This is a genomic window from Pseudomonas sp. SWI7, assembly GCF_006351945.1.
Taxonomy (GTDB): domain Bacteria; phylum Pseudomonadota; class Gammaproteobacteria; order Pseudomonadales; family Pseudomonadaceae; genus Aquipseudomonas; species Aquipseudomonas fulva.
Map to the genome: position 1 here is coordinate 2,011,376 of NZ_CP040930.1, position 23,778 is coordinate 2,035,153.

22 protein-coding genes and 4 tRNA genes are annotated in these 23,778 nt (G+C 59.8%); 8 read left to right on the forward strand and 18 right to left on the reverse strand.

Annotated features, from left to right (window positions below; genetic code table 11):
- Positions 1 to 13: 13 nt before the first annotated feature.
- Together FH041_RS23210 and FH041_RS09180 are read right to left on the reverse strand one after the other, a co-directional pair.
- On the reverse strand, positions 14 to 157 hold the full coding sequence (locus tag FH041_RS23210) for a homocysteine S-methyltransferase family protein (RefSeq protein ID WP_158545152.1): 144 nt from the start codon (positions 155 to 157) through the stop codon (positions 14 to 16).
- 314 nt (positions 158 to 471) lie between these two features.
- The gene (locus FH041_RS09180; protein WP_027914595.1) at positions 472 to 1,164 is read right to left on the reverse strand and encodes an IclR family transcriptional regulator; all 693 of its coding nucleotides are present in this window, start codon (positions 1,162 to 1,164) and stop codon (positions 472 to 474) included.
- Between the two features lie 343 nt (positions 1,165 to 1,507).
- Here FH041_RS09180 and greB point away from each other — a divergent pair, with 343 nt between their 5' ends.
- Entirely contained in the window at positions 1,508 to 2,011 is a 504-nt protein-coding gene (gene greB, locus FH041_RS09185; protein WP_049696270.1) for a transcription elongation factor GreB, read from the forward strand.
- Between the two features lie 33 nt (positions 2,012 to 2,044).
- Here the strand turns inward: greB and FH041_RS09190 are convergent, their stop codons facing one another.
- Both FH041_RS09190 and FH041_RS09195 read right to left on the reverse strand, forming a co-directional pair.
- On the reverse strand, positions 2,045 to 2,353 hold the full coding sequence (locus FH041_RS09190; RefSeq protein WP_027914594.1) for a hypothetical protein: 309 nt from the start codon (positions 2,351 to 2,353) through the stop codon (positions 2,045 to 2,047).
- Between the two features lie 207 nt (positions 2,354 to 2,560).
- Positions 2,561 to 3,973, reverse strand: coding sequence for a transglycosylase SLT domain-containing protein (locus FH041_RS09195; RefSeq protein WP_088523000.1), 1,413 nt, complete (start codon positions 3,971 to 3,973; stop codon positions 2,561 to 2,563).
- Positions 3,974 to 4,126: 153 nt separating this feature from the next.
- Between FH041_RS09195 and FH041_RS09200 the strand changes: the two genes are divergently transcribed.
- The 3 genes from FH041_RS09200 (at position 4,127) to FH041_RS09210 (ending at position 6,953) form a co-directional block, all read left to right on the forward strand.
- The gene (locus FH041_RS09200; RefSeq protein WP_088523001.1) at positions 4,127 to 4,933 is read left to right on the forward strand and encodes a TatD family hydrolase; all 807 of its coding nucleotides are present in this window, start codon (positions 4,127 to 4,129) and stop codon (positions 4,931 to 4,933) included.
- Between the two features lie 97 nt (positions 4,934 to 5,030).
- Positions 5,031 to 6,509, forward strand: coding sequence for a methyl-accepting chemotaxis protein (locus tag FH041_RS09205; RefSeq protein ID WP_088523002.1), 1,479 nt, complete (start codon positions 5,031 to 5,033; stop codon positions 6,507 to 6,509).
- Positions 6,510 to 6,584: 75 nt separating this feature from the next.
- Complete coding sequence (locus tag FH041_RS09210; RefSeq protein WP_027914590.1) at positions 6,585 to 6,953, forward strand: hypothetical protein; 369 nt, start codon at positions 6,585 to 6,587, stop codon at positions 6,951 to 6,953.
- A gap of 6 nt (positions 6,954 to 6,959) precedes the next feature.
- On the opposite strand, the gene FH041_RS09215 is transcribed toward FH041_RS09210, so the two are convergent.
- From FH041_RS09215 to FH041_RS09225, 3 genes are all read right to left on the reverse strand, one after another.
- Positions 6,960 to 7,757, reverse strand: a complete 798-nt coding sequence (locus FH041_RS09215; RefSeq protein ID WP_049696273.1) for an acyl-CoA thioesterase II — start codon at positions 7,755 to 7,757, stop codon at positions 6,960 to 6,962.
- Between the two features lie 73 nt (positions 7,758 to 7,830).
- On the reverse strand, positions 7,831 to 8,610 hold the full coding sequence (locus FH041_RS09220) for a CHAD domain-containing protein (RefSeq protein WP_027914588.1): 780 nt from the start codon (positions 8,608 to 8,610) through the stop codon (positions 7,831 to 7,833).
- Positions 8,611 to 8,624: 14 nt separating this feature from the next.
- Positions 8,625 to 8,903 carry a hypothetical protein gene (locus FH041_RS09225; protein WP_023536014.1) on the reverse strand — a complete coding sequence of 93 codons (279 nt, stop codon included), beginning with the start codon at positions 8,901 to 8,903 and terminating at the stop codon, positions 8,625 to 8,627.
- 164 nt (positions 8,904 to 9,067) lie between these two features.
- Here FH041_RS09225 and FH041_RS09230 point away from each other — a divergent pair, with 164 nt between their 5' ends.
- Positions 9,068 to 10,108 carry a patatin-like phospholipase family protein gene (locus tag FH041_RS09230; RefSeq protein WP_027914587.1) on the forward strand — a complete coding sequence of 347 codons (1,041 nt, stop codon included), beginning with the start codon at positions 9,068 to 9,070 and terminating at the stop codon, positions 10,106 to 10,108.
- Between the two features lie 72 nt (positions 10,109 to 10,180).
- Here the strand turns inward: FH041_RS09230 and FH041_RS09235 are convergent, their stop codons facing one another.
- From FH041_RS09235 to FH041_RS09285, 11 genes are all read right to left on the reverse strand, one after another.
- Positions 10,181 to 12,052, reverse strand: a complete 1,872-nt coding sequence (locus tag FH041_RS09235) for a SurA N-terminal domain-containing protein (protein WP_104926054.1) — start codon at positions 12,050 to 12,052, stop codon at positions 10,181 to 10,183.
- Between the two features lie 183 nt (positions 12,053 to 12,235).
- Complete coding sequence (locus FH041_RS09240; protein ID WP_028686926.1) at positions 12,236 to 12,508, reverse strand: HU family DNA-binding protein; 273 nt, start codon at positions 12,506 to 12,508, stop codon at positions 12,236 to 12,238.
- Positions 12,509 to 12,659: 151 nt separating this feature from the next.
- Positions 12,660 to 15,056: an endopeptidase La gene (lon, locus tag FH041_RS09245; RefSeq protein ID WP_140174451.1), complete on the reverse strand. Its 2,397-nt coding sequence runs from the start codon at positions 15,054 to 15,056 to the stop codon at positions 12,660 to 12,662.
- Positions 15,057 to 15,218: 162 nt separating this feature from the next.
- Positions 15,219 to 16,502, reverse strand: a complete 1,284-nt coding sequence (clpX, locus tag FH041_RS09250) for an ATP-dependent Clp protease ATP-binding subunit ClpX (protein ID WP_023536000.1) — start codon at positions 16,500 to 16,502, stop codon at positions 15,219 to 15,221.
- Between the two features lie 108 nt (positions 16,503 to 16,610).
- Positions 16,611 to 17,252, reverse strand: a complete 642-nt coding sequence (clpP, locus tag FH041_RS09255) for an ATP-dependent Clp endopeptidase proteolytic subunit ClpP (protein ID WP_023536171.1) — start codon at positions 17,250 to 17,252, stop codon at positions 16,611 to 16,613.
- Between the two features lie 90 nt (positions 17,253 to 17,342).
- Positions 17,343 to 18,656: a trigger factor gene (tig, locus tag FH041_RS09260; RefSeq protein ID WP_028686925.1), complete on the reverse strand. Its 1,314-nt coding sequence runs from the start codon at positions 18,654 to 18,656 to the stop codon at positions 17,343 to 17,345.
- Positions 18,657 to 18,902: 246 nt separating this feature from the next.
- A complete protein-coding gene (locus FH041_RS09265; protein WP_027914582.1) occupies positions 18,903 to 19,202 on the reverse strand; it encodes a DUF6388 family protein in 300 nt (99 codons plus the stop codon).
- Positions 19,203 to 19,527: 325 nt separating this feature from the next.
- Positions 19,528 to 19,603: transfer RNA gene (locus tag FH041_RS09270), tRNA-His, on the reverse strand.
- Positions 19,604 to 19,639: 36 nt separating this feature from the next.
- Positions 19,640 to 19,724 (reverse strand) — tRNA-Leu (locus FH041_RS09275).
- Between the two features lie 51 nt (positions 19,725 to 19,775).
- Positions 19,776 to 19,851: transfer RNA gene (locus FH041_RS09280), tRNA-His, on the reverse strand.
- A gap of 41 nt (positions 19,852 to 19,892) precedes the next feature.
- Positions 19,893 to 19,969: transfer RNA gene (locus tag FH041_RS09285), tRNA-Arg, on the reverse strand.
- 270 nt (positions 19,970 to 20,239) lie between these two features.
- On the opposite strand from FH041_RS09285, the gene folD reads away from it, so the two are divergent.
- The 3 genes from folD to FH041_RS09300 all read left to right on the forward strand — a co-directional run bounded on the left by folD (position 20,240) and on the right by FH041_RS09300 (position 23,767).
- The gene (gene folD / locus FH041_RS09290; RefSeq protein WP_027914581.1) at positions 20,240 to 21,097 is read left to right on the forward strand and encodes a bifunctional methylenetetrahydrofolate dehydrogenase/methenyltetrahydrofolate cyclohydrolase FolD; all 858 of its coding nucleotides are present in this window, start codon (positions 20,240 to 20,242) and stop codon (positions 21,095 to 21,097) included.
- A gap of 610 nt (positions 21,098 to 21,707) precedes the next feature.
- Positions 21,708 to 23,018 (forward strand): C4-dicarboxylate transporter DctA, encoded by a 1,311-nt coding sequence (locus FH041_RS09295; protein ID WP_027914580.1) that lies wholly within the window; start codon positions 21,708 to 21,710, stop codon positions 23,016 to 23,018.
- Positions 23,019 to 23,062: 44 nt separating this feature from the next.
- Positions 23,063 to 23,767: a FadR/GntR family transcriptional regulator gene (locus tag FH041_RS09300; RefSeq protein WP_027914579.1), complete on the forward strand. Its 705-nt coding sequence runs from the start codon at positions 23,063 to 23,065 to the stop codon at positions 23,765 to 23,767.
- The last annotated feature ends 11 nt before the right edge of the window (positions 23,768 to 23,778 follow it).

A 23,778-nucleotide genomic window follows, 5' to 3' on the forward strand; every position in this document is an offset into this window, starting at 1 on the left:
CTGCTGGTCTTGGTCAGCCACCTGAAGGTGCGATGCCCTCTGGCTCGATCCCGATGTGTTCATGAAGTTGTTCGATATGCTCAGGGCGGATACCGCAGCACCCGCCTATGATCGTGGCGCAGGTGAAAGGCGCCACAGCATAACTGTTGGCCGTCACGATCCGCGCCGGCGCTTATGAACATCTTATGCGCCTGGAGCACGTGCTCTGGGGGCTCGATCAGCCCAAACGCCAACCGTTCCGGCCGCCTGAAGGGGGTTCCGCTGCGCTTGAGCACCTGCTCCATCCCACCGTCAAGCAGGGGGATTGCGATAAGCCATTTGCATTGGTGACAAGCGCCGAGGGCGAAGGTCGCCAAGCCTGACGCACCTGGCGCCTGCGGGTTGGAGAAGCCTCGCAGATCACCAGGCGTTCGAACGAGTACCACGCCTGTGAAACGGCGGTGAACGGTTGGCTGAAAAAGCGTTGAAAAACTACGCGGCCTTGCAACCCAGGCTACGCATCAGATCGCGGGTTGCGTCGAGAAAGACCTCGTTGATCGCCTCGGCACACTCTGGCGTCAAGCGGCTTGAAGGGCCTGACAGCACCAATGCCCCGACCAGTTCATCGCCTGCCCCGTAGACGGGAAAGGCTACCGAAGCCGCATGCGGGTCCGTGGCCCCCATCGAGAAAAACGGCTTCTGCATGGTGATGCCGCTGGCAAACGGTGTACGCAAGGCCTGGGCGCCGGCAGCATCGTCCATCGGACGCATATCGCCAGGTTGAACGTGCATGCGTAGGCGATGGGGGGAGTTCACCCGGTACTGACACATGCGGTAGGCGCCGTGGCGCACGTAGAACGACGCCGTTTCACCCGTACGCTCGGCCAGAAGGTGCAGCCTGGGCATCACGTGCCGCTCCAGATCGATACCCTCTTCGTACACGGCGTTAAGCCGCATCACTTCACTGGCCAGCTGGTAGCGACCGTCGGCCATGCGGTTGACATAGCCGTGATTCTCAAGCGAAACCATCAGGCGCATGATGGTACTTTTGATCAGCCCGGTACGCTCGACGAGCTCGACGAGCGTCAGCGCCGTGTCCCCCACCTGAAACGCAGAAAGTACCGTCAGCACGCGGTCGGCCGAAGCCACTCCATTGACCGCGGGACGCGGCCGGACATTTACCATCGAGAGTTCCTCACCTGTGAATGATGCAAGTCATTGTCGGCATTGAAAGCGCCCATTATCTGGCAATGCCCTGACGACCGCCATCACAGCTGACCACGTCGATTGGGTAGTTGCGCAATCTGCAGCCAGTCGTCCGGGGCTTCTTGCAAGCATGCGGACGCACCATGAACTCGGCCAAGGCCATGACGTGGCTCAGCTGCACGGACCATTCACCGCTGACTCCAGTGCTTGAACATGGCGCATCTGGGCGGTTAACGTCTGTAGCCTCCCGGCTACCCTGTGCCACCTCTCCGTGCGCGCAGCGACAATGTTGGCCAGGTTCGGATATGGAAAAAAGGCAAACATGGCGACTGACCTCATCACCGAAGCAGGCTACCAAGCCCTGAAAGATGAACTGGACTGGCTTTGGCGCGATGAGCGACCAGAGATCACGCGCAAAGTGACCTGGGCGGCGTCACTGGGCGATCGCAGTGAAAATGCGGACTACCAGTACAACAAGAAAAGGTTGAGGGAAATCGACCGACGTGTCCGCTACCTTCGCAAGCGCATCGAGAACCTGCGCGTGGTGCCCTACTCGCCCGCGCAGGAAGGAAAAGTGTTTTTTGGAGCATGGGTGACCATCGCCAACGAGCACGACCAAAGCAAGCGGTTCCGAATCGTTGGCGCGGATGAAATCTACGACCGCAAGGACTTCATCTCCATCGACTCACCGATGGCCCGGGCCTGCATAGGCAAGTGCGTCGGGGACGAGATCATGGTGCGCACACCCACGGGAGAAGCATACTGGGACGTCACCGACATTCAATACGATGCACACGAAGCCGCGCCACGATTCGTCAAACCCTGATCGCTTTGCACCGTCGCAGGAGACGGCAGACTTTCAGCGTGCCGTGATCAGCCCTTGGCGCGCGATACGGACCAGATGGCCGATCACTTCGGCCGAGGCCTCGGGCGCGGGCGCTTGAATCACGGCAAGGTCGAACCGGTCATTGGCGTACTGGGCGAAATGCTCGCCGGTCTCAGCGAACTGGATCAGGAATGCACGGGCCTGGCCTCGTCGACGAGACAAGCCTTCAAGGTGGCGCAAAAGTGTGGGCTGGTGCGCCCCCCCAAGCAGGATGCGCGGGGTGCGCGACGCCTGACTGACAGGCAGAGGGCTTAGACAGACACTGGTACGTGGGCAACTCATGGTGAATTCTCCGCCTCGCCAATCTCGCTGGGCAGCGGTGGGAGGCGTCACCGAACCAGCGCTTTAGCGGTATTTCGGGACACCCCTCGGGCGTCTCTGCGCCCCGCAAGTAGCTGTTTAAATCGGCGCAGGCGTCATGCTAGAGCGATTGAACCGAACATGCAAGCGCACGATTCTGGCCAATTGCCCGCCTCGGTGCAGCCTCGCTTAGTGCTTGCCCTTGGGCTCCAGCACCCGCCGCTCCCGATTGAACGCCAGGAAGTACTTGTTCACGCTGTTGACGAAGTTGACCGGCCCCATGCCCACCTGCTCCATGGCGATGCGTTCGGTCTGGAAGAACCATTGGTTACCGTTGAGCCCACGCTTGCGCGCTTCGGCGCGCATGGCTTGCACGCGCTCGGGCCCCAGGTTGTAGGCGGCCAACACGAACGCCATGCGCTCACGTTCATTGATGCGGGGGCTGGAGAAGAACTTGCGACGGATCAGGGCCAGGTAACGCGCACTGGCCTGAACATTGCCGTCCACCGTCTTGATGTTACTGACCCCGACCCGCTGGGCAGCCGCCGGCGTGATTTGCATCAACCCGTGTGCGCCCCCTGCCCCCCGCGCGGCCGGGTTGAGGGTCGACTCCTTGAATGCCAAGGCGGCAAGGTTGAGCCAGTCGATCTGCTGCGCCTGGCCATGCTTTTGCAACACGGCGCTGACCGAGGCCAGCCGTTGACGGTCCTGGCGGGCGAGCGGGTTGTGTACCCGGTACTGACGCCGATAGATGCGTTCGAATGCTGCATCCTCGTTGTCAGGGGCGCGATAGTTCTGTAGGAAGCGGTCGACCGATGCCTGCAACTGCGGCGAGTCACGACCAACGTACCAGCGCATGGCTTGCGAGGGCCCCAGGTGCACGCGCAGGTTGACACGCAGCTTCGGCATGACCTTTGACCAGCGGCGGGCGATCGGCTGTTCGACCACGGTCAAGTGATAGATACCGGCCTGGACCATCTCCAGCACATCCTCGATCGCTAGGGTCGGATCGACCCACTCCACCTTGACCGGGGGACGCTTGCGCATGGCCAGACGCTGGTTCAGTTGCTCGATCAACGGGCCCGCGGCACTGGCGCTTGTCAGCGCGATGGTGCGACCTGACAATTGTTCCGCCTGGCTGAAGGCGCGCTCCCCCTTGCGCCCAACCAACACCAGCGCCACCTGATCACGCACTGGGGCAGTTGCTACTACGTTACGCACCGTGGCAGGATCGAGCAGTTCCCCTGGTGCAGCCAAATCGCCTTCGCCGCGCCCCAGTGCGCCTAGGAGCTGCTCCTTGGCGCGTGGGATCAGTTTGAGCTCGATACGCTGGCTGTCCTCTACCCGGGCATTGAGAAAGTGCTCGAGCGCGCGCAAGCGGTAGTACTCGACGCCCACTGGCTCGCCTTTCACTTCCCCAGAGCTGTTGCGGCTTTGATTGACCAGCACGCGCAAGACCTTGCTGCTGCGAATGTGCTGGAGGTCGCGGGCATTGGCTGGCGCAATGTGATGCTGCGGGCCCGGTGGACGTACCTGCGTCTGCGCTTGGCTGACCAGAGGCAACCCTAACAGCAGCATGAACATGAGCCAGTAGCGTGGCATTTGAGGTATCCGTCGTGAGTGGGTGGCCAGCATGACGTTCGCCACGTTTGGGCTTGAGGTCAAAAAGACCATGCCCTGGACTTGAAGTTCTTGGACAGCCAGTTCGGCACGGGCTTTTGCTATGCTGGCGTCCCTGCGGCACGAGGTAGCACCATGCAATTGATCGATATTGGCGTCAACCTGACCAACAGCAGTTTCGATGGCCGCCAAGCGGAAGTGGTCCACCGCGCCTTGGAGGCGGGCGTCGAGCAAATGGTCCTGACGGGCACCAGCCTGCCTGTGAGTGAACAGGCCATTGTCCTTTGCCAGCAACTGGACAGCGCGCAGACTCACCTGTTCGCGACGGCTGGCGTCCACCCGCACGATGCAAACAGCTGGAACAGCCAGAGCGAACAGCACATGCGCCAACTGCTCGCCGAGCCGCGGGTGCGCGCCGTGGGCGAATGCGGCCTGGACTTCAACCGCGATTTCTCTCCACGCCCTGCGCAGGAGAAGGCCTTGCACGCCCAGCTTGCATTGGCCGTGGAGTGCCAGCTTCCGGTGTTTCTCCATGAGCGCGACGCCAGTGAGCGCCTGCTGGCCATCCTCAAAGAGTATCGCGACCACTTAAAAGCAGCCGTGGTCCACTGTTTCACCGGGGAACGTGCTGCGCTGTTCAGCTACCTGGACCTGGACCTGCACATCGGCATCACTGGCTGGATTTGTGATGAACGGCGCGGGACGCACCTGCATGGATTGGTGGGCAGTATACCCACCGGCCGCTTGATGCTGGAGAGCGATGCCCCCTATTTACTGCCGCGCAGCCTGCGCCCCAAGCCCAAGAACGGGCGTAACGAGCCGGCGTACCTGCCTGAGGTCCTGCGAGAAGTGGCATTGCACCGCAGGGAAACCCTGCAAGATATCGCCGCGCACACTACTGCCACGGCCAAGGCATTCTTCGAATTGCCGTCGCAATCCTGATATCTCTTGATACATATCAACACCCCTCGAGTCGCCGCGGACACAATGATGGCACCTTGCCAATATTGTTTCCGCTCAACTCAGAGAAGACCTGCCCATGGGTGCCTGGCTTAGCAATGTTTCCCTGAAATACAAGTTCTGGGCGGTCAACGCCGTCGCTTTCGTGACCACCTTGCTGCTGGTGCTGTACGCCGTCCATCTGGAGCAGCGCGCCCGTGCTGAAGGCGCTGAACATCAAGCAAACGCCCAGGCAAACCTGCTGGCAGCGTGGCCACAAGGCCATCCTTTGCCTCTTTCGGCAAGCGTCATCACCTGGGGTGCAGGGCAGATGGCCTCCTTTGCCGGCGAGCCCCTGGAGGCCTTGCGCGGCGCTCAGGGCTGGATAGCGCTGCCCTCCAACCAACTGTTGGGACAAGACCCCATTCAGGGCGCTCATGTGCTGCAGAGAGGTGATCAGCGTGTTGCCGTGATCGCCCAGTCACCCAGCCTGCGCCAGGTCTTCATCGATCGATTTACGCATTACGCGGTGTGCGTGTTGATTCTGATGCTGGCCATGCTCGCCGCTTCGCAACTGCTGATCCGCTTTCTACTCAGCCAACTCAACACGCTCAAGGACGTGATGCTGCATGTGGAAAAAACCGGTGATCTGGCGGCGCGTGTACCGCTGGCCGGCGGTGACGAAGTCGGTCAGATGGCGGGCGCCTTCAACGCCATGCAGGGCACCTACCACCGTATCGTCAGCACCGTCGCCACCACCGCAGCACAGCTCGACTCAGGTGCCGCGCGTCTTGCGGCCAGCATGAACGAGGTGCGTCACGGCATGCTCGGCCAGCAAAGCGAAACCGACCAAGCCGCGACAGCCATCAATGAAATGTCCGCCACTGTCTACCATATCGCCCAGCATGCAGGGGCGACCCGCGATCTGTCCCAGACTGCCGACACGCTCGCCGGCGGTGGGAAAGACGTGGTCAATCGCGTGCAGACGTCCATTGCCGGGCTTTCCAGCGGCGTTCAGCAGACCGCCGAAATGATCCGTCAACTCGCCGAAGACAGCCAGAAGATCAATGGTGTGGTCAGTGTCATTCACAGCATTGCCGAGCAGACCAACCTGCTGGCATTGAACGCGGCCATAGAGGCGGCCCGTGCCGGTGACCTGGGTCGTGGGTTTGCCGTGGTGGCCGATGAGGTCCGCAACCTGGCCAAACGCGTTCAGTCATCTACCGACGAGATCACTACCATGGTGTCTGCCCTGCAGTCAGGCACGCGTGATGCGGTCGAGTTTATGCAGGAAAGCTCCTACAAAGCAGACGATTGTGTGAAACAGGCCCAGGAAGCAGGAGCGGCATTGGCCGAGATCACTGGGGCAGTGGCGCAGATGCGTGAAAGCAACACCCAGATCGCCGTGGCTGCCGAACAACAGAGCCAGGTGGCAGAGGAAATGAACCGTGCCGTCGTCAGCATCCGTGATGTGACCGAGCAAACCGTGCAGCAGACCGTAGGTTCGGCCACCACCAGTTCGGAACTTGCGACACTGGCCGGGGCGCTGAACAAGGCTATAGGTCAACTGAAGCTATAACGGTCATAGGCAGTGGCGATTGGCTCTGGCCGCACCTGCACACTACGCTTTGGGCATGACCGAGAGGAAATGCCCATGAACAAACGTCTACCCAATCTGCTCGCCTGGCAATGGCGCGGCTACCCGCACAGTCATCGTCACCCTGCAAACCTGGTGCTGCATTTGATTGCGGTTCCGCTGTTCATTCTGGGCGTCCTGTTGATCGTGTCCGGATTGTTAGGGCTGGATATCGTGCAGCTGGCGGTCGGCGTGCTCGCCCTGGTCGCGGCCCTTGGACTTCAACGTCACGGCCATCGCCTGGAAGCTGATACCCAAGAGCCCTTCATCAACCGCACCGACCGTGTTCAACGTGTACTCAGCGAGCAGTTCATCACGTTCCCGCGTTTTGTGGTGAGTGGCGCGTGGTGGCAGGCCTGGCGCGACCGTCACAAGCCTCGGCGGTGACGGGCATCACCCAAACACCGTCACCGTTTGCCTGCTCAAGGCCAACAATGCGCCGTCTGCACTCCATAATGCAGCGGCCGCATGGCCATATCCCTCGCGTGCGTATTCGGTTTCCACACGGTACTGGCACCAATCGCCAGCGTTCAGCGAGCGTACAGACTGGACGAACTCGATGGTCCAGGTAAGTGTACTGCCGGCTGCAGGCTGTCTGAGCATGGGCAGAACGCTAGGTGGCCAGGCGTCTACCAACGCCAGCAGGTGCGCCTCGTTCATTTCCCCGTCTTGCAGGTCACGCAGGCGCACCCAGCCCCCCATGGTGCGCGAGTCATTGCCGCTGAACGGAAGACCACCGATCGCCCAGCGCAACTCCAGGTTTTTCATGAATTGCGGTGTCACACCTGGGATATTAGGCAATGGTGCTGCACTCGCCTCAAGCGCCGGCATTTCTGGTGCAGGTACGGCGGGTACGGACACGGCAGAGCTTCGTGCAGCCCCGAAACTGCCCTGTACCAGCGTCACCACCTGTCCTTGCTGCACGGCGCGGCCCAGCAGCGTGCTGACACCCGTGCCATGGCGCAATAGCTCGACCTCCAGCCGAATCGGGGTATCTGCCGAGGCAGGACTCACGAAAGTAATGGCCAGTGAGCGCACCGGGCGGTCATGACCTAGCCGGGAACGCATCGCCTCGAACACCATGGCAGCCATCAGGCCGCCAAAAATCGCTCGCCCCTGGCCCCAGCCTGCCGGCACGCGCACGCTGTCGGGATGAGCTCTGGCAGCCTCGAGCACTTGTTCGAACGTCATTGGGCAGCTCCTGCACGGGTAACGGTGCTCCCATCCTAGCCGGCCCTGACCCCTGCAACAGCCTTCATATCGGTCATTGTCCGGGCTTGCGACGGGCCAACGCAGCACCCAACGCGTCCAGCGTGCTGTCCGACCGCCGCTCGGCCTCTTCCAACTGGTGTTGCCATCCGCTAATGCAGCCCGCCAGATCGGCGTGCTGTTGCGCTTGCAGCAACCATTGCAGACGGTCATGCCAATCCCCCAGATCGCCCTGTGCTCGTTTCAGGGTGCGTTTGAGCTTCTTCGGGGCGTGGCCGAACTGGGGGTAGGCTTCGTCTGCGTACCGCGCTCGTTTGATCAGCAACCGCAACCGGTGACGATCGTGATTGGGATCCTGCAAGGCCTCGGTCAGCTTGCGCCACTGTTTGCGCAAGCGTTTCTCGATACGCTTGTCCAACGCCTGAATCAGGCCATCGCGATCTGCGCCACGCAAAAACGCGGGAAACGCATCCACCGCCCCCAGTAATCGGGTCAGCTGCGGGCTACGTGCGACGCTGGCGTAGGATGGCCCTCGCCCTTGCAGACGCCTGCGCCCGGCCTGCTCGAACCCTTGGGTAATGAGGGCGGCGCCCAGCACTTCGGCATCGCGCAGCGGCGTGGTGAGCGTCCCTAGCGCCTTGGCGGCACTTTCGAGTTGCTCCACACCAGGCAGCCCGCGCAGTGGTCGTACCAGGCTGCGCAGGCGGCGCACGGTGGTGCGCAGGTCGTGCAGGGCTTCACTGTCAGTGTCGACCGCCAGGCGTTCGCGGCACGCCAGGAGCCTGACGTGCAAGGTGATGATCTGGGCGATGAGGTGATCAAGCATGTCAGACATGTGGCAACCCTCGATCAACGGCCGGCACGGGACTCACGGATGTAGAAGCGTGCTTTTTCAGCCTTGCGCGTGCAGCTTTCGTAACCCTCGAATTGCTGCTGCGTCTTGGCGCCTGTAAGCAGCGACAGCGCCTTGGAATAACTCACGGCCCCCGCAAAGCCTTCAGCCTTGGCCAGGTCAAGCTCCTTCCAGGCGGCGTCCAGTTGTGTGGCACAGCTGTCACGGTACGCCGTCTTGCCAGCGCAACCAGCAAGGGTCAGGGCAATCAACGGCAGGCAGATCCAGGCTTTCATCAGCTAAACCTCTGAGGGAGAGAAACAATGCATGTTCGACGCCAACCCCTTGTAAAAGTGCCCGCCTGGCTTTGACCAAGCAGGTCGTCGACAGGTTGCGCATTGCTGCCAAGGGTACGATGCGTGCATTGTAGAGCTTAAGTGGCGAACGCTGAGGGAAGTTGATGAACAAACGCGTGGCATTGGTGCTCGGATCAGGCGGGGCCAGAGGGTATGCGCACATCGGCGTGATCGAGGAGATCGAACGCCGCGGATATGAAATCGCCTGCATTGCCGGGTGCTCCATGGGAGCGGTCGTTGGCGGCATTTACGCTGCAGGCAAGCTTGAGCAATACAAACGCTGGATCGAGAGCCTGGACTATCTGGATGTCCTGCGCCTGGTGGATGTTAGCTTCAGTCTGGGCGCTATTCGGGGCGACAAGGTCTTCGGTCAGATCCGCAAGATAGTAGGCGACATCAACATTGAGCAATTGCGCATTCCTTATACCGCCGTTGCAGCTGACCTGACCAACCAACAGGAAATCTGGTTTCAGGAAGGCTGCCTGCACCAAGCCATGCGCGCCTCGGCTGCCATACCCAGTCTATTCACGCCCGTGGTTCAAGGTAACCGAATGCTGGTCGACGGCGGCATCCTCAACCCGTTACCCATCGTGCCCGTGGTATCGAGCCACTGCGACCTGATCATTGCGGTCAACCTCAACGCCACCAACCAGAAGCAGTATCAACTTCCAGTGATAGAGCGACCTGCAGCCTTCAAGATGAGATTCGATGCACTGATCAACTCGCTTGGCTCGCACCTGCCGTTTCGCCGCAAGCCCGCCGAAGAGTTGGTCCGTATTGAAAAAGGCATGACGCGCGATCGTTTTTCTCCCGTGAACCCGTGGCTGGCCGAATCGGCAGATCCGCAGGCACAGCAGCCTACGGCGGCCCCCGAAAGCGAAGGCGCGCCCAAGTCTGCCACCGGTTCGTTCATCATCGACAACGTAGGGCCGGCCTCGCTGCTGGACTTGATCAACCAGAGTTTCGAAGTCATGCAGACTTCACTGGCGCAGTACAAGATCGCCGGCTATCCGCCTGACGTACTGATCAACGTGCCCAAGCGTGTGTGTCGCTTCTTCGAGTTCTACAAGGCGCCCGAGCTGATCGCACTGGGCCGCGAGATCGCACGCGACACATTGGACAATCATGAGGGTGTCAAACGCTAACGCTTGCGGTGCCTGCGCACAGGAAAAAAAACAGGCCGCTTATAGCGGCCTGTCGCGTGTTTCCAAACGGCTTTAGTAACGCGTGATGTCCGCGTTGGCCTCCAGCTGTTTGCGGTAGGCGGCGAAGTCCTGCTGACCCGCACGAGACGCCAAGTAGCGGCGGATCTGCTGCTTCTCTTCATCAGTGGCCGCAGCACCGTCATTGACACCCTTGAGTTGCAGCACGACCAGGCTGCCATCACGCAGCACGACGCTGCCATAGACGGGCTTGTCCTTGGCTTGCGGCTTGCCGAGACGGAACAATGCCTGCAGCTCGACAGGATCGATACCTTCCTGACCACGCGAGACGGCTTCATAGGGCTTCCAGCCCTGGCCTTCCTGAACGCTTCCAGGGGCGATGGAGCCATCACGCAGCCCCGCGATCAGCTTGTCCGCCTTGGCCTTGAGGGCAGCGGTGGCTTTCTCTTTGGCCAGATGCTCGCGAATGTTCTTGGCAACCGTCTCGAGTGGCAGCTGTGCAGGCTTGCGGTGTTCCTTGACGCGCAGTACCACCGTCGTCTCCGGATCGAGCTCGATGGCGGTGCTGTTGGCACCCTCTTCCAGCACTTCCTCCGAGAACGCTGCCTGCACCACGGAGCGGTTGGCAGTGATACCGTCGCCGCCTTCGCGACCGAACGGAGCGGACGTTTGCACCTTGAGGTTCAAGTCCTGGGCCGGCTGCACCAGGTCGGAGGCCTCGTAAGCGGCATCCTGCAACTGCTTGCTGGCGTCCACGTAGCGTTGCTCGACCAGTGGCGTCTTGAGGTCGCGGGTCAGCTTGTCTTTCAGGCTCGCGAAGCTCGGCACCTCGGGCGCTTCAACGCCCAGCAGCTTAATGATGTGATAGCCGTATTCGGTACGAACCGGGGCTGAGACCTGACCGTCGTGCAGCTGATACAGCGCCTGTTCGAACGCCGGATCGTACACACCAGGGCCGGCAAAGCCAAGGTCACCGCCGTTGCTGGCCGAACCTGGGTCCTGGGAAAATTCCTTCGCCAACGCGGCAAAATCTTCACCCTTGGCCAGGCGCTGTTCGATTTCGTCAGCACGCGCCTTGGCTTGGGCATCGGTGGTCTTGTCGTTGACCTCGATGAGGATATGCGCCGCGCGGCGCTGTTCGGCCAGGTTGGCGATCTCTTTCTCGTACTGAGCCTTGAGCGCCTCGTCAGTGACCTTGGCCTGGTCAAAGAACGACGATTTCTTGAGCTCTACGTAATCGATGACGACTTGGTCAGGCGACATGAACTCTTTGGCATGGGCGTCATAGTGCTGCTTGACCTCTTCGTCGCTGATCTTGATCGCGGCTGAGTCGCCCTTGAAGGTCAAGGACGCGAAATCGCGGGTCTGCTTCTCAAGGCGTGCAAAAGCATCGACTTGCTGATCGGTTACGAAGCTGCTGCCGGCGATCCCGGCACGTAACTGCCCGATGAGCATTTCTTCACCGAGCATTTCGCGAAACTGCATACGCCCATAGCCCATCTGGCGGATGACCTGGTCGAAGCGGTCGCTGTTGAACTTGCCGTCAACCTGGAACTCCGGCGTTTGAAGCATGACTTGATCGAGCGCAGCATCGGAAAACGCGAACTTGGCATCCTTCGCACCTTCGAGCAACAGCTTGCGGCTGATCAGACCCTTGAGGGCCTCTTCACGCAGCAGCTTGTCGTCAAGCAGCGCAGGATCGAAGTCCTTACCCAGTTGCTGCACCAGCTGGCGGCGCTGCATGTCGGCCGCCTGGCTCAGCTCGTTCTGGCTGATCGTTTCGCCGTTGACCTTGGCAGCATCCTGGCTGTGGCTGGCGGCTTGGAAAATGGCTTCGAACCCGGTCAATGCCATTAATACGACAATGAGACCGATAATGGTTTTGGCAATCCAACCTTGTGAATTGTCCCTGATATTTTGCAGCATGCGTCCCCCAGAGACGGCTGTACCACTGCGTCGACAACCGCGGAGCGTGGGTAGAGTCCTGATAAAAGAAAGGCGCATCCGAGGATGCGCCTTTTCTTAGCATACGAATCAGGCGGTAACGTTTGCGTCCCGCCTTCAGCGTGCTCGGACCTGGCCTGGCCGGGTCCGGCTGAAAGAGACGACTTAGTTGACGGCGTCTTTCAGGCCTTTACCTGCCTTGAAACCTGGAACCTTGGCGGCTTCAATTTTGATCGCCTTACCGGTCTGTGGGTTACGGCCAGTACGCTCAGCGCGTTCCTTGACAGTGAAGGTGCCGAAGCCGACCAGAACGACAGAGTCGCCTTGCTTCAGGGCGCCGGTGACGGTTTCGATCACTGCGTCCAGCGCTCTGCCAGCAGTGGCTTTGGGAATGTCTGCATGTGCGGCGATAGCGTCAATCAGTTCCGACTTGTTCACTCGTAAGTCCCCTTGTGCTCTATTGAGTATGTTTCTAAGTATGTAAAGAAAAGCGTGTGAAAACGGTGCTGGGTGGCCTGATGACACTCACGTGCCGCTTTATAGCAAGGCGCCGAAAATACTGTCAAGAAAGCCACCCGGGCTGAAACTGTTAGTGCGTGCTAATTCTTTCCTTTGCCTCACTGTCGCGCTTATCGTCCTTCGCGACAATCTCGGAAGCCACATCTGGCAAGGGCTCCGGGGCGTATTGCAGCGCAATTTGCAGGACTTCGTCAATCCATTTGACCGGTTTGATCTGCAGATCCTGTTTAATATTTTCCGGGATTTCCTTCAGGTCGCGCACGTTCTCCTCAGGAATGATCACCGTCTTGATGCCGCCCCGGTGTGCGGCCAGCAGTTTTTCCTTGAGCCCGCCAATGGCCAGAACCTGGCCGCGCAACGTGATCTCGCCTGTCATCGCTACATCCGCGCGCACAGGTATCTGAGTGAGTGCCGACACCAGCGCGGTGCACATGCCGATGCCTGCACTCGGGCCATCCTTGGGGGTGGCGCCTTCGGGCATATGAATATGAACGTCGTGCTTTTCATGGAAGTCTGCTGCGATCCCCAGGCTGCGGGCACGGCTGCGCACCACTGTCTGCGCGGCCGTAATCGACTCGACCATGACGTCACCGAGCGAACCGGTCTTGATCAATTGGCCCTTGCCAGGAATGACCACGGACTCGATGGTGAGCAATTCGCCGCCCACTTGTGTCCATGCCAGACCCGTCACCTGGCCGATCTGGTCCTGCTGCTCGGCCAGGCCATAACGGAACTTGCGCACGCCCAGAAGGTGTTCGAGCTGCTCGCCGGTCACCTTGACGTTGACCTGCTTTTGCCCTGCATGTTCCTTGACGACCTTACGGCAGACCTTGGCAATCTGACGCTCAAGACCACGCACACCCGCTTCGCGCGTGTAGTAACGAATGATGTCGCGAATGGCCGAGACATCGATCTCCAGCTCTTCTTTTTTCAGGCCGTTCGCCTTGACCTGCTTGGGCACCAGGTATTTGACTGCGATGTTTATTTTTTCATCTTCGGTGTAACCCGGCAGACGAATGATCTCCATCCGGTCCAGCAACGCTGGCGGGATGTTCATCGAGTTGGAGGTGCACAGGAACATCACGTCCGACAGGTCGTAATCGACCTCCAGATAGTGATCGTTGAAGTTGTGGTTCTGCTCGGGGTCCAGCACCTCCAGCAGTGCCGAGGCCGGATCGCCGCGCATGTCGCTGCCCATCTTGTCGATTTCATCGAGCAGGAACAGCGGGTTGCGAACGCCCACTTTGGTCATCTTCTGAATCAACCGGCCGGGCATGGAGCCGATATAGGTCCGGCGGTGGCCGCGAATTTCAGCTTCATCCCGTACCCCGCCCAGGGCCATGCGCACGAATTTACGGTTGGTCGCAGCGGCAATGGATTCGGCCAGGGACGTCTTGCCCACGCCAGGTGGGCCAACCAGGCACAGCACTGGGCCACGGATTTTCTTGACGCGCTTTTGCACGGCAAGGTACTCGAGAATACGGTCCTTGACCTCTTCCAGACCGTAGTGGTCTGCATCAAGAATGTCTTCGGCCTTGGCAAGGTCCAGGCGCACTTTGCTCTGCGCTTTCCAAGGCACCTGAACCAGCCAGTCCAGGTAGGAACGCACTACGGTGGCCTCAGCCGACATCGGCGACATTTGCTTGAGCTTGTTCAGCTCAGCCTGGGCCTTGGTCATGGCGTCCTTGGGCAGGCCAGCGGCCTCGATACGCTTTTTCAGCTCCTCGAGCTCGTTGTGACCCTCATCACCATCGCCAAGCTCTTTCTGAATGGCCTTCATCTGCTCATTCAGGTAGTACTCGCGCTGGCTGCGCTCCATCTGCTTTTTCACCCGGCCACGGATGCGCTTTTCGACCTGCAGCAGGTCAATCTCGGCATCAAGCAGGGCCAGGACATGCTCGACCCGCGTTGGCAGGTCGACGATTTCCAGAATTTCCTGTTTCTGCTCGATCTTCAGGGCCATGTGGGCGGCCATGGTGTCGACCAGACGCCCGGGCTCATCGATGCTGTTGAGCGATGACATCACTTCGGCAGGCACTTTCTTGCCCAGTTGCACGTACTGCTCGAACTGCGAAAGCAGTGTGCGCACAAATACTTCCGACTCGCGCTCTACAGCCTCGGTTTCGTCGATCAGGGACACTCCGGCGCGCACATGGCCATCGACTTCACTGAAGCGCTCGACAGTACCCCGCTGCTCACCTTCGACCAGCACTTTCACGGTACCGTCAGGCAGTTTCAGCAGCTGGAGCACGGTGGCTACGGTACCAACGCGGTATAGCGCGTCTTCGCCCGGATCGTCATCAGCCGGGTTTTTCTGGGCGAGCAGGAGAATCTGCTTTTCGCCCGTCATCGCGGCTTCGAGGGCCTCGATGGATTTCTCACGCCCCACAAACAGCGGGATGACCATGTGCGGGTAAACAACGACGTCGCGCAATGGCAAAAGAGGCAAGTCGAGGGTGGTCTTCATGATTTCGCCTCTACAGCGGCCTTAGTGGCCGGAAACCGTGGAATTGATGTTTGGACCTAATGTGGGGGTACACCCACGAAATTACAAGCGCTGGCGCAGGAAAAGCAAAAAGGGGGCCCAAGGCCCCCTCTGTGCTACACGGTCAGGCGACCTGCCCCTTGATCAGGCGTCAGGCGCGGCCTTGGCTTGCGGCTCGCTGTTCTCGTAGATCATCAGCGGCTGCGAGGTACCCTCGATGACGCTTTCATCGATCACCACCTTGCTGACTTCCTTCGCAGAGGGAATCTCGTACATGGTGTCGAGCAGCACGCCTTCCAGAATGGAACGCAGGCCACGGGCGCCAGTCTTGCGCTCCAACGCTTTGCGAGCAACGGCCTTGAGCGCATCACTGCGGAACTCGAGGTCGACGCTTTCCATCTCGAACAGCTTGGCGTACTGCTTGGTCAGCGCGTTCTTGGGTTCGGTCAAGATCTGGATAAGCGCTGCTTCGTCCAGCTCATCAAGCGTTGCCAATACTGGCAAGCGGCCCACAAACTCGGGGATCAGGCCAAACTTGACCAAGTCGTCAGGCTCGACCTCACGCAGAGACTCGCCGACTTTCTTGCCCTCTTCCTTGCTGCGCACTTCAGCACCGAAGCCCATGCCACCTTTGGTGGAGCGGTTCTGGATGACCTTTTCAAGGCCGGAGAACGCGCCACCACAGATGAACAGGATATTGCGGGTATCAACCTGCAGGAATTCCTGCTGCGGGTGTTTGCGGCCGCCCTGTGGAGGGACGGAGGCAACAGTGCCCTCGATGAGCTTCAGCAAAGCTTGCTGCACACCTTCACCCGAAACGTCACGGGTGATGGACGGGTTGTCCGACTTGCGCGAAATCTTGTCGATTTCGTCGATGTAGACAATACCCATCTGGGCTTTTTCCACATCGTAGTCGCACTTCTGCAGCAGCTTCTGAATGATGTTCTCGACGTCCTCCCCCACATAACCGGCTTCGGTCAGGGTGGTGGCGTCCGCGATCGTGAACGGTACGTTCAACAGGCGCGCCAGGGTTTCGGCAAGCAAGGTCTTACCCGAGCCCGTCGGGCCGATGAGCAGGATGTTGCTCTTGCCCAGCTCGACGTCGTCACCCTTCTTGTCACGCTGGTTCAAGCGCTTGTAGTGGTTGTAAACCGCCACGGCAAGCACCTTTTTCGCGCGTTCCTGACCAATGACGTACTGGTCGAGGATACCGCTGATTTCTTTCGGCGAAGGTAATTTGTGCGCGCTGCTTTCGGCCTGGGCTTCCTGCACCTCCTCGCGGATGATGTCATTGCACAGGTCGACGCACTCGTCGCAGATAAATACCGAGGGCCCGGCAATCAGTTTGCGCACTTCGTGCTGGCTTTTGCCGCAGAAGGAGCAATAAAGCAATTTGCCGCTGTCCTCGCCGTTACGGGTGTCAGTCATTCGATCGATCCAATCCGGTAGGCTTGCAACACAAGATGAAGGCAATTGCGGGCTTTTTCAAGTCCGCAGGCAGGCGCGTCATGCGCCTACCTGCCCTGGCCTCCCGCTTCAGGAAGCCAGTTGCCGCTTGTCGTATACCGAGTCGATCAGGCCGTACTCGGCTGCGCGCGAGGCGCTCATGAAGTTGTCACGCTCGGTGTCGCGCTTGATGGTTTCCAGATCCTGGCCGGTGTGGTAGGCCAGAAGCTCGTTCAGGCGCGCCTTGATGTTCAGGATTTCCTGGGCATGGATCTCGATATCGGTAGCCTGGCCCTGGAACCCGCCCAGTGGCTGGTGAATCATCACGCGCGAGTTCGGCAGGCAGTGACGCTTGCCCTTGGCACCGGCGGCGAGCAGGAACGCACCCATGCTGCAGGCCTGGCCGATGCAGATGGTCGATACGTCCGGCTTGATGAACTGCATGGTGTCGTAGATCGACATGCCGGCGGTCACGGACCCACCCGGCGAGTTGATGTACAGATGGATATCCTTGTCCGGGTTTTCCGCCTCAAGGAACAACATCTGTGCGACGACGAGGTTGGCCATGTAGTCTTCGACCGGGCCAACAAGGAAGATCACGCGCTCCTTCAGGAGGCGCGAATAGATGTCGTAGGCGCGCTCGCCACGGGCGGACTGCTCGATAACCATAGGGACCAGGCCGCCTGCAGCCTGGATGTCAGAGCTCTGCTGAATAAAAGAATTGCGGGACATGTCCTGCGCTCACTCCCAAATAGTCATGGCTTGAATACACACAAGCCAGCGCGAAGGCTGGCTTGTGGGGGCTTCCTGCGAAAAGACCGCTTACTCGGCTTCGTCAGGTGCCTGGGCTGGCTTGACGGCCTCTTCATACGAGACCGACTTGTCAGTCACAGTCGCTTTCTGCAGAACAGTATCCACAACTTGTTCTTCAAGTACAACCGAACGCACTTCGTTCATCTGCTGGTCGTTCTTGTAGTACCAAGCGATGACTTGCTCAGGCTCCTGGTAAGCCGAGGCCATCTCCTCGATCATTTCGCGAACCTTGGCATCGTCTGGCTTGAGGTCATACTGCTTGACCACTTCTGCGACGATCAGGCCCAGCGCAACACGGCGCTTGGCTTGCTCTTCGAACAGCTCGGCCGGCAGTTGCTCAGGCTTGATGTTGCCACCGAACTGCTGAACAGCCTGCACGCGCAGACGGTTGACTTCGTTTTCCAGCAGAGCCTTTGGCGCTTCGATCGGATTGGCGGCCAGCAGACCGTCCATGACCTGGTTCTTGACCTTGGTCTTGATGGCCTGGCGCAGTTCACGCTCCATGTTCTTGCGAACTTCGGCGCGGAAGCCTTCCAGGGTCGATTCCTTGATGCCGAACTGTGCGAAGAATTCTTCGTTCAGCTCAGGCAGCACAGGGGCCGACACGCTGTTGACGGTGATGGTGAACTCGGCGGCCTTGCCGGCCAGGTCCAGGTTCTGGTAATCCTCTGGGAAGGTCACGTTGACGACGCGCTCTTCACCAGCCTTGGCGCCGACCAGGCCGTCTTCGAAGCCTGGGATCATGCGGCCGGAGCCCAGCACCAGCTGAGTACCTTTGGCCGAGCCACCGGCGAACGTTTCACCGTCAACCTTGCCAACGAAGTCGATGTTGAGCTGATCGTCGGTTTGAGCGGCGCGCTCGACGGCTTCGAAACGCGTGTTCTGCTTGCGCAGCACTTCCAGCATGTTGTCCAGATCGGAATCGGCGACTTCGGCGCTCAGGCGCTCGACGTTGATCGACTCCAGGCCGGCAACGGTGAACTCCGGGAACACTTCGAAGACCGCGACGAACTCCAGGTCCTTGCCTTTTTCGAAAGACTTGGGCTCTACGGACGGCGCGCCGGCAGGGTTCAGTTTCTGCTCGACGATGGCTTCGTAGAAGGAAGCCTGAACCAGATCACCGAAGGCTTCCTGGCGGGCATCGGCCTCGAAGCGCTGACGGATCACGCTCATGGGCACCTTGCCAGGACGGAAGCCGGCAACCTTGGCGCGCTTGGCAGTCTGCTGCAGACGCTTGTTGACTTCGTTCTCGACGCGCTCAGCCGGAACGGCGATGGTCATGCGGCGCTCGAGAGCGGAAGTGTTTTCAACAGAAACTTGCATGGATATTCCTCGTTGCACAGACGTTAGCCGGCGTTAGCCCGACTCCAGAATCAAGGGCAAGCATTCTAGTGAGTCGCGCTGCAGAAGTCACCCCACTCGGGACGACCTGAAACAACGCCGGTCGATTAACTTTCAAGGGCCGCACGGCACACCGCGCGACCTGTTTCCAATAAGCCTGGCCCGACATTCCGGCCAATACGTGCCGCAACATCTTGCTCAACAAATACACCTTGAACCGCACGGCCCTTATTCGAGCTCGATCTCGTTGAACTGGCAGTACTCCTCCCAGGACAATCCAAGCGCATCGGCCACCTCTCGATGGGTCTCCAAGCGCATAGCCCGCAATTGCTCCGGGGTTTCAGCGATCAGCTCAAGTGCGAGCTCCCAGGGCTGGATGCCTCGTTGTTCAGCGGCATCCTCGAACGCCCACTGAATTTGCTGCGCCTGCTCACGAGCATCCAGCGCGCGGATCTCTTCGAGCAGGTGAGGGTTCGCTTCGGCGAAACGCTGCAGCGCGGCAGCCTGGCGGGCTTCTTTTGCGATCATTGGCTATGTCCTGGTACTTCCCGCTTCACCGGGTTTCAACCGGCTGAAATCTATCAGCTTTTATTGGGATGCCACCAGCGGATTGCAAGGGCGGCTAGCAACAAATACTGATCCCCCGCTTCATGTCGGCGGTTCACCTGTAAAGGTGCGGCCAGCAGCGGAGCCGCCCGTGTGGCGAGCCAGCCCCCTTGGGAGCGGGCGAGTCGAGCGCGATGACTGCCCTGATTACCACAGGATCAGCCACGCCACGCACTCACTCAGGGTCCGGACGCACCAAAAACAAAAGGCGCCCGATCTCACGATCAAGGCGCCTTTCATATAAAGATGGGGTGGACGATGGGAATCGAACCCACGACAACTGGAATCACAATCCAGCGCTCTACCAACTGAGCTACGCCCACCATATTGCGGTGTAACGGTACTGCCTTACTGAAGCATGGTGCGGACGAAGAGACTCGAACTCTTACAGCTTGCGCCGCTGGAACCTAAATCCAGTGTGTCTACCAATTTCACCACGTCCGCGTAACGCTTAAAACAAAGGCGCCAGTTACAGCGCGGCGCCTTCGAAGAATATGGGGTGGACGATGGGAATCGAACCCACGACAACTGGAATCACAATCCAGCGCTCTACCAACTGAGCTACGCCCACCAAAACGCGTTCAATCACCTTGCTTGCCAAAGCTGCCTAAGTGGCGCACCCGGCAGGACTCGAACCTGCGACCATCCGCTTAGAAGGCGGATGCTCTATCCAGCTGAGCTACGGGCGCTTAAGCATGAAGCCTAACCGAACAAGGCACTGACAGCTCACTGCCAAACGACTCATTCTGCCCGACTTCGCCAACCAGTGCTAGGCTGTGCCCGACAAGTGCGGCGAATCTTATAGCCGACCCCTGGGGTCGTCAACAACTTTCTAAAAAAAATTTAAATTATTGAAGGGGTTAGGGCATTTGCCCGACCGCCCGCCTTTGCCCTCCGGCCATGTCGTGCGAGAATACGCGTTCTTTATTGTTTCCCTTCCGATGGTTAATCACGCGTCTATGACTGCACAACTAATCGATGGCAAGGCGATTGCCGCCAAGCTGCGCCAGCAAATCGCTCAACGTGTCGCGCAGCGGCGCCAGGAGGGCCTGCGCACGCCGGGCCTGGCAGTGATTCTGGTCGGCACCGACCCTGCCTCCCAGGTTTACGTCTCGCACAAGCGCAAGGATTGCGAAGAGGTAGGCTTCCTGTCGCAGGCCTTCGACCTGCCGAGTCACACCACGCAAGAAGCACTTACTGAACTGATCGATCGTCTCAATGACGACCCGTCCATTGACGGCATCCTGCTGCAACTGCCGCTGCCCGCGCATCTCGACGCATCGTTGCTGCTCGAGCGCATACGCCCGGACAAGGATGTGGACGGCTTCCACCCCTACAACGTCGGTCGCCTCGCACAACGCATTCCGCTGCTGCGCCCCTGCACACCCAAAGGCATCATGACCCTGCTTGAAAGCACGGGGCAGGACCTGTACGGCATGAATGCCGTGATCGTCGGGGCCTCCAACATCGTTGGCCGGCCAATGGCGCTGGAGTTGTTGCTCAGCGGATGTACGATCACCGTGTGCCACCGCTTCACCCAGGACCTGGCAGGACATGTTGGGCGCGCGGACCTAGTGGTCGTAGCCGCGGGCAAACCCGGGTTGGTCAAGGGTGAATGGATCAAGGAAGGCGCCATCGTCATCGATGTCGGTATCAACCGTCAGGAAGATGGCAAGCTGGTGGGCGACGTCGTCTACGAAACCGCCCTCCCCCGTGCTGGCTGGATTACCCCGGTACCGGGTGGCGTGGGCCCGATGACCCGCGCCTGCCTGTTGGAAAACACCTTGTATGCGGCCGAGACGCTTCACGGCGATTGAGGCGAGCGAGCATGGCGGCCCTGCCGTCATTGCGTGAGCGAGGGGCGGTCATCGGCCGCCCCATTTTGATTCAGGCGAATTCGATTATCGGTTAGCCTGGGCGTCCTGCCACCGCATGTAGTCATCGCTAATCACTGCCCCTGCCATCCAACGCCAGAACTCCTCCTGGCCCTTCCTGCCAACGCGCGGCAATTCCCACTTCACAGAATGATCTAGCAACTCATTACCGCATTGGGCTTGCAAGAAACACGTCTGCGCTATACATGCTGAGCCCGCTCGGGCCTTTAGGCCACCCGCGGCCTGTATCCCATGGTCCCTCGCGCTTAACGCTGCGCTCCACTGGCAAGCTTATTGCTGCCTATATCCCGCCGCCTAGGCTCTGGGTTCTTGGATTGGTGATCTTGCGCTCACTGCACATTGATAGAGCATAAAGAGCCTACGCGCACCATGACTGGTCAGACCGGTAAGGCCAAAACTGCTTGCATTGCTCCGCGATTAGGCGTTTTATGGCCAGGCGCTGAACAAACCGGTAAGACCACAATAATTAAGTCCTGCGCTCATTCGCCCCGTGCGGCCAACGAAGCAAGGACACCGACCTGAGATCACTCCCATGCTCAAATGGTGCTCGCGTTCGATCTTCCTTCAAGTCGTGCTGGGGCTGGCCCTTGGCGTTGCTTGCGGCCTGAGTTTCCCCGACCTTTCCTTGCAGCTCAAACCCCTTGGCGATGGTTTCATCAAGCTGATCAAGATGTTGATCGGCCTGATCGTCTTTTGCGTAGTGGTCAGCGGCATTTCCGGTGCCGGTGACCTAAAGAAGGTCGGTCGCATCGGCCTCAAATCGGTCATCTACTTCGAAGTGCTTACCACGCTGGCCCTGATCATTGGCCTGGTGTTCGCATTCACCAGTGGTATCGGTAGCGGCGCCAATATCCACCTCGACCAGTTGTCCGGCGCTGACGCCAGCAGCCTGGCCGAACGTGGTCAGCACATCCATGGCGCCACAGCATTCTTCATGGACCTGATCCCCACCTCGGTGATAGGCGCCTTCGCCGACAACAATATCCTGCAGGTACTGTTGTTCTCGGTACTGTTCGGCAGCGCGCTCAATCTGGTCGGCGACTCGGCTGCGGGCATTTCACGGCTGATCAACGAGCTCAGCCATGTGATCTTCCGCATCATGGGCATGATCGTGCGCCTGGCGCCCATTGGCGTGTTCGGCGCCATCGCTTTCACCACCAGCAAGTACGGCCTGGAGTCGCTGCAGCATCTGGGCGGCTTGGTGGCGCTGTTCTACCTGACGTGTGCAGGGTTCGTGCTGATCGTGCTGGGTACCGTCATGCGCTTGTCGGGGCTGAAACTGCTGCCCCTGATCAAGTATTTGCGCGAAGAGCTGACCATCGTTCTGGGTACGGCTTCTTCCGATGCCGTGCTCCCGCAAATCATGCGCAAGCTCGAACACCTGGGCATCGGCAGCTCGACGGTCGGGCTGGTGATTCCCACCGGTTATTCCTTTAACCTTGATGGTTTCTCCATCTACCTGACCTTGGCCATCGTCTTCATCGCCAACGCGACCGGTACGCCCCTGGCGATGACCGACCTGCTGACGATCCTGCTGGTTTCACTGGTGACGTCCAAGGGCGCGCATGGGATTCCCGGATCGGCGCTGGTGATCCTTGCCGCGACACTGACGGCAGTCCCTGCGATCCCGGTGGTGGGCCTGGTGTTGGTACTGGCCGTGGATTGGTTCATGGGCATCGGGCGCGCACTGACCAACCTGATCGGAAATTGCGTTGCCACCGTGGCCATCGCCCGCTGGGAAAAAGACATCGACCTGGAGCGCGCTCAGAATGTGCTCGACGGCAAGCCTGGTTTTGCGCACAACCCGCGTAAGCAGCCTGCAGCCCACCAACAGGAATTCTGAAAGAAAAGGGCCGGCTCGCATGCCGGCCCCTGAAGGAGCGAAACGTGATCAGCTCATCAACCGTCGTCAACGCTGTGGTGGAAAAGCTGCGTCAAGCCCTCGCCCGTGGCCAATGGCGCAGTGGCGACATGCTCCCAGGCCAGCGAGAACTGGCCGAACAACTGGGCATCAGCCGCCCGAGCCTGCGTGAGGCGGTCATCGTGCTCGAGACCCTTGGGCTGGTGCGCGCTTTGCCTGGCAAAGGTGTACTGGTGCTGGATGCCGAGCCAACTGCCTCGGCTTCGGCGCCCACTAGCAGTGCACAGGCCAGCCTCGCCGATGTGCTGGAGCTGCGTTACACCCTCGAACCCTTCATCGTCGGACTGGTGGCTCAGTCGGCCAACAGCCAGGACATCGGCCAGCTACGGCTGACCCTGATGGATATGCGTGAAGCCTTGGAGGCCGATGACAGCGAAGCAGGCATGAACGCCTACATTGCCTTCCACCAGGCGCTGTTTGCCCTGACCACCAACCCGATCTTCCAGAGCGTAGTGGAGCAAACGGGAAATGCCCTGAAACAAAGCGCCGACATGCTGCGCAATTCGCCCGAGCACCTGGCTGCCCGGCTCAAGGAAAATGAAGCCGTGGTGCGCGCGATCCGTGAGCGCAACAGCACACAAGCCAGCGCCCAGATGCGCCAACACATTCTTGCCGAGGGTTCGCGCATGGGCATTGCGCTCAATGTTCCTGACGAACATCGGCACCCATAATCCAGGAGAGC

Excerpts from the sequence above, each read along its gene's own strand:
- FH041_RS09200 (WP_088523001.1), top strand. The coding sequence starts at position 4,127 with ATGCAATTGATCGATATTGGCGTCAACCTGACCAACAGCAGTTTCGAT.
- FH041_RS09210 (WP_027914590.1), top strand. The coding sequence starts at position 6,585 with ATGAACAAACGTCTACCCAATCTGCTCGCCTGGCAATGGCGCGGCTAC.
- FH041_RS09295 (WP_027914580.1), top strand. The coding sequence starts at position 21,708 with ATGCTCAAATGGTGCTCGCGTTCGATCTTCCTTCAAGTCGTGCTGGGG.
- FH041_RS09195 (WP_088523000.1), bottom strand. The coding sequence starts at position 3,973 with ATGCCACGCTACTGGCTCATGTTCATGCTGCTGTTAGGGTTGCCTCTG.
- FH041_RS09235 (WP_104926054.1), bottom strand. The coding sequence starts at position 12,052 with ATGCTGCAAAATATCAGGGACAATTCACAAGGTTGGATTGCCAAAACC.
- FH041_RS09190 (WP_027914594.1), bottom strand. The coding sequence starts at position 2,353 with ATGAGTTGCCCACGTACCAGTGTCTGTCTAAGCCCTCTGCCTGTCAGT.
- tig (WP_028686925.1), bottom strand. The coding sequence starts at position 18,656 with ATGCAAGTTTCTGTTGAAAACACTTCCGCTCTCGAGCGCCGCATGACC.
- FH041_RS09205 (WP_088523002.1), top strand. The coding sequence starts at position 5,031 with ATGGGTGCCTGGCTTAGCAATGTTTCCCTGAAATACAAGTTCTGGGCG.
- lon (WP_140174451.1), bottom strand. The coding sequence starts at position 15,056 with ATGAAGACCACCCTCGACTTGCCTCTTTTGCCATTGCGCGACGTCGTT.
- clpX (WP_023536000.1), bottom strand. The coding sequence starts at position 16,502 with ATGACTGACACCCGTAACGGCGAGGACAGCGGCAAATTGCTTTATTGC.
- folD (WP_027914581.1), top strand. The coding sequence starts at position 20,240 with ATGACTGCACAACTAATCGATGGCAAGGCGATTGCCGCCAAGCTGCGC.
- greB (WP_049696270.1), top strand. The coding sequence starts at position 1,508 with ATGGCGACTGACCTCATCACCGAAGCAGGCTACCAAGCCCTGAAAGAT.
- FH041_RS09215 (WP_049696273.1), bottom strand. The coding sequence starts at position 7,757 with ATGACGTTCGAACAAGTGCTCGAGGCTGCCAGAGCTCATCCCGACAGC.
- clpP (WP_023536171.1), bottom strand. The coding sequence starts at position 17,252 with ATGTCCCGCAATTCTTTTATTCAGCAGAGCTCTGACATCCAGGCTGCA.
- FH041_RS09265 (WP_027914582.1), bottom strand. The coding sequence starts at position 19,202 with ATGATCGCAAAAGAAGCCCGCCAGGCTGCCGCGCTGCAGCGTTTCGCC.
- FH041_RS09180 (WP_027914595.1), bottom strand. The coding sequence starts at position 1,164 with ATGGTAAATGTCCGGCCGCGTCCCGCGGTCAATGGAGTGGCTTCGGCC.
- FH041_RS09225 (WP_023536014.1), bottom strand. The coding sequence starts at position 8,903 with ATGAAAGCCTGGATCTGCCTGCCGTTGATTGCCCTGACCCTTGCTGGT.
- FH041_RS09230 (WP_027914587.1), top strand. The coding sequence starts at position 9,068 with ATGAACAAACGCGTGGCATTGGTGCTCGGATCAGGCGGGGCCAGAGGG.
- FH041_RS09220 (WP_027914588.1), bottom strand. The coding sequence starts at position 8,610 with ATGTCTGACATGCTTGATCACCTCATCGCCCAGATCATCACCTTGCAC.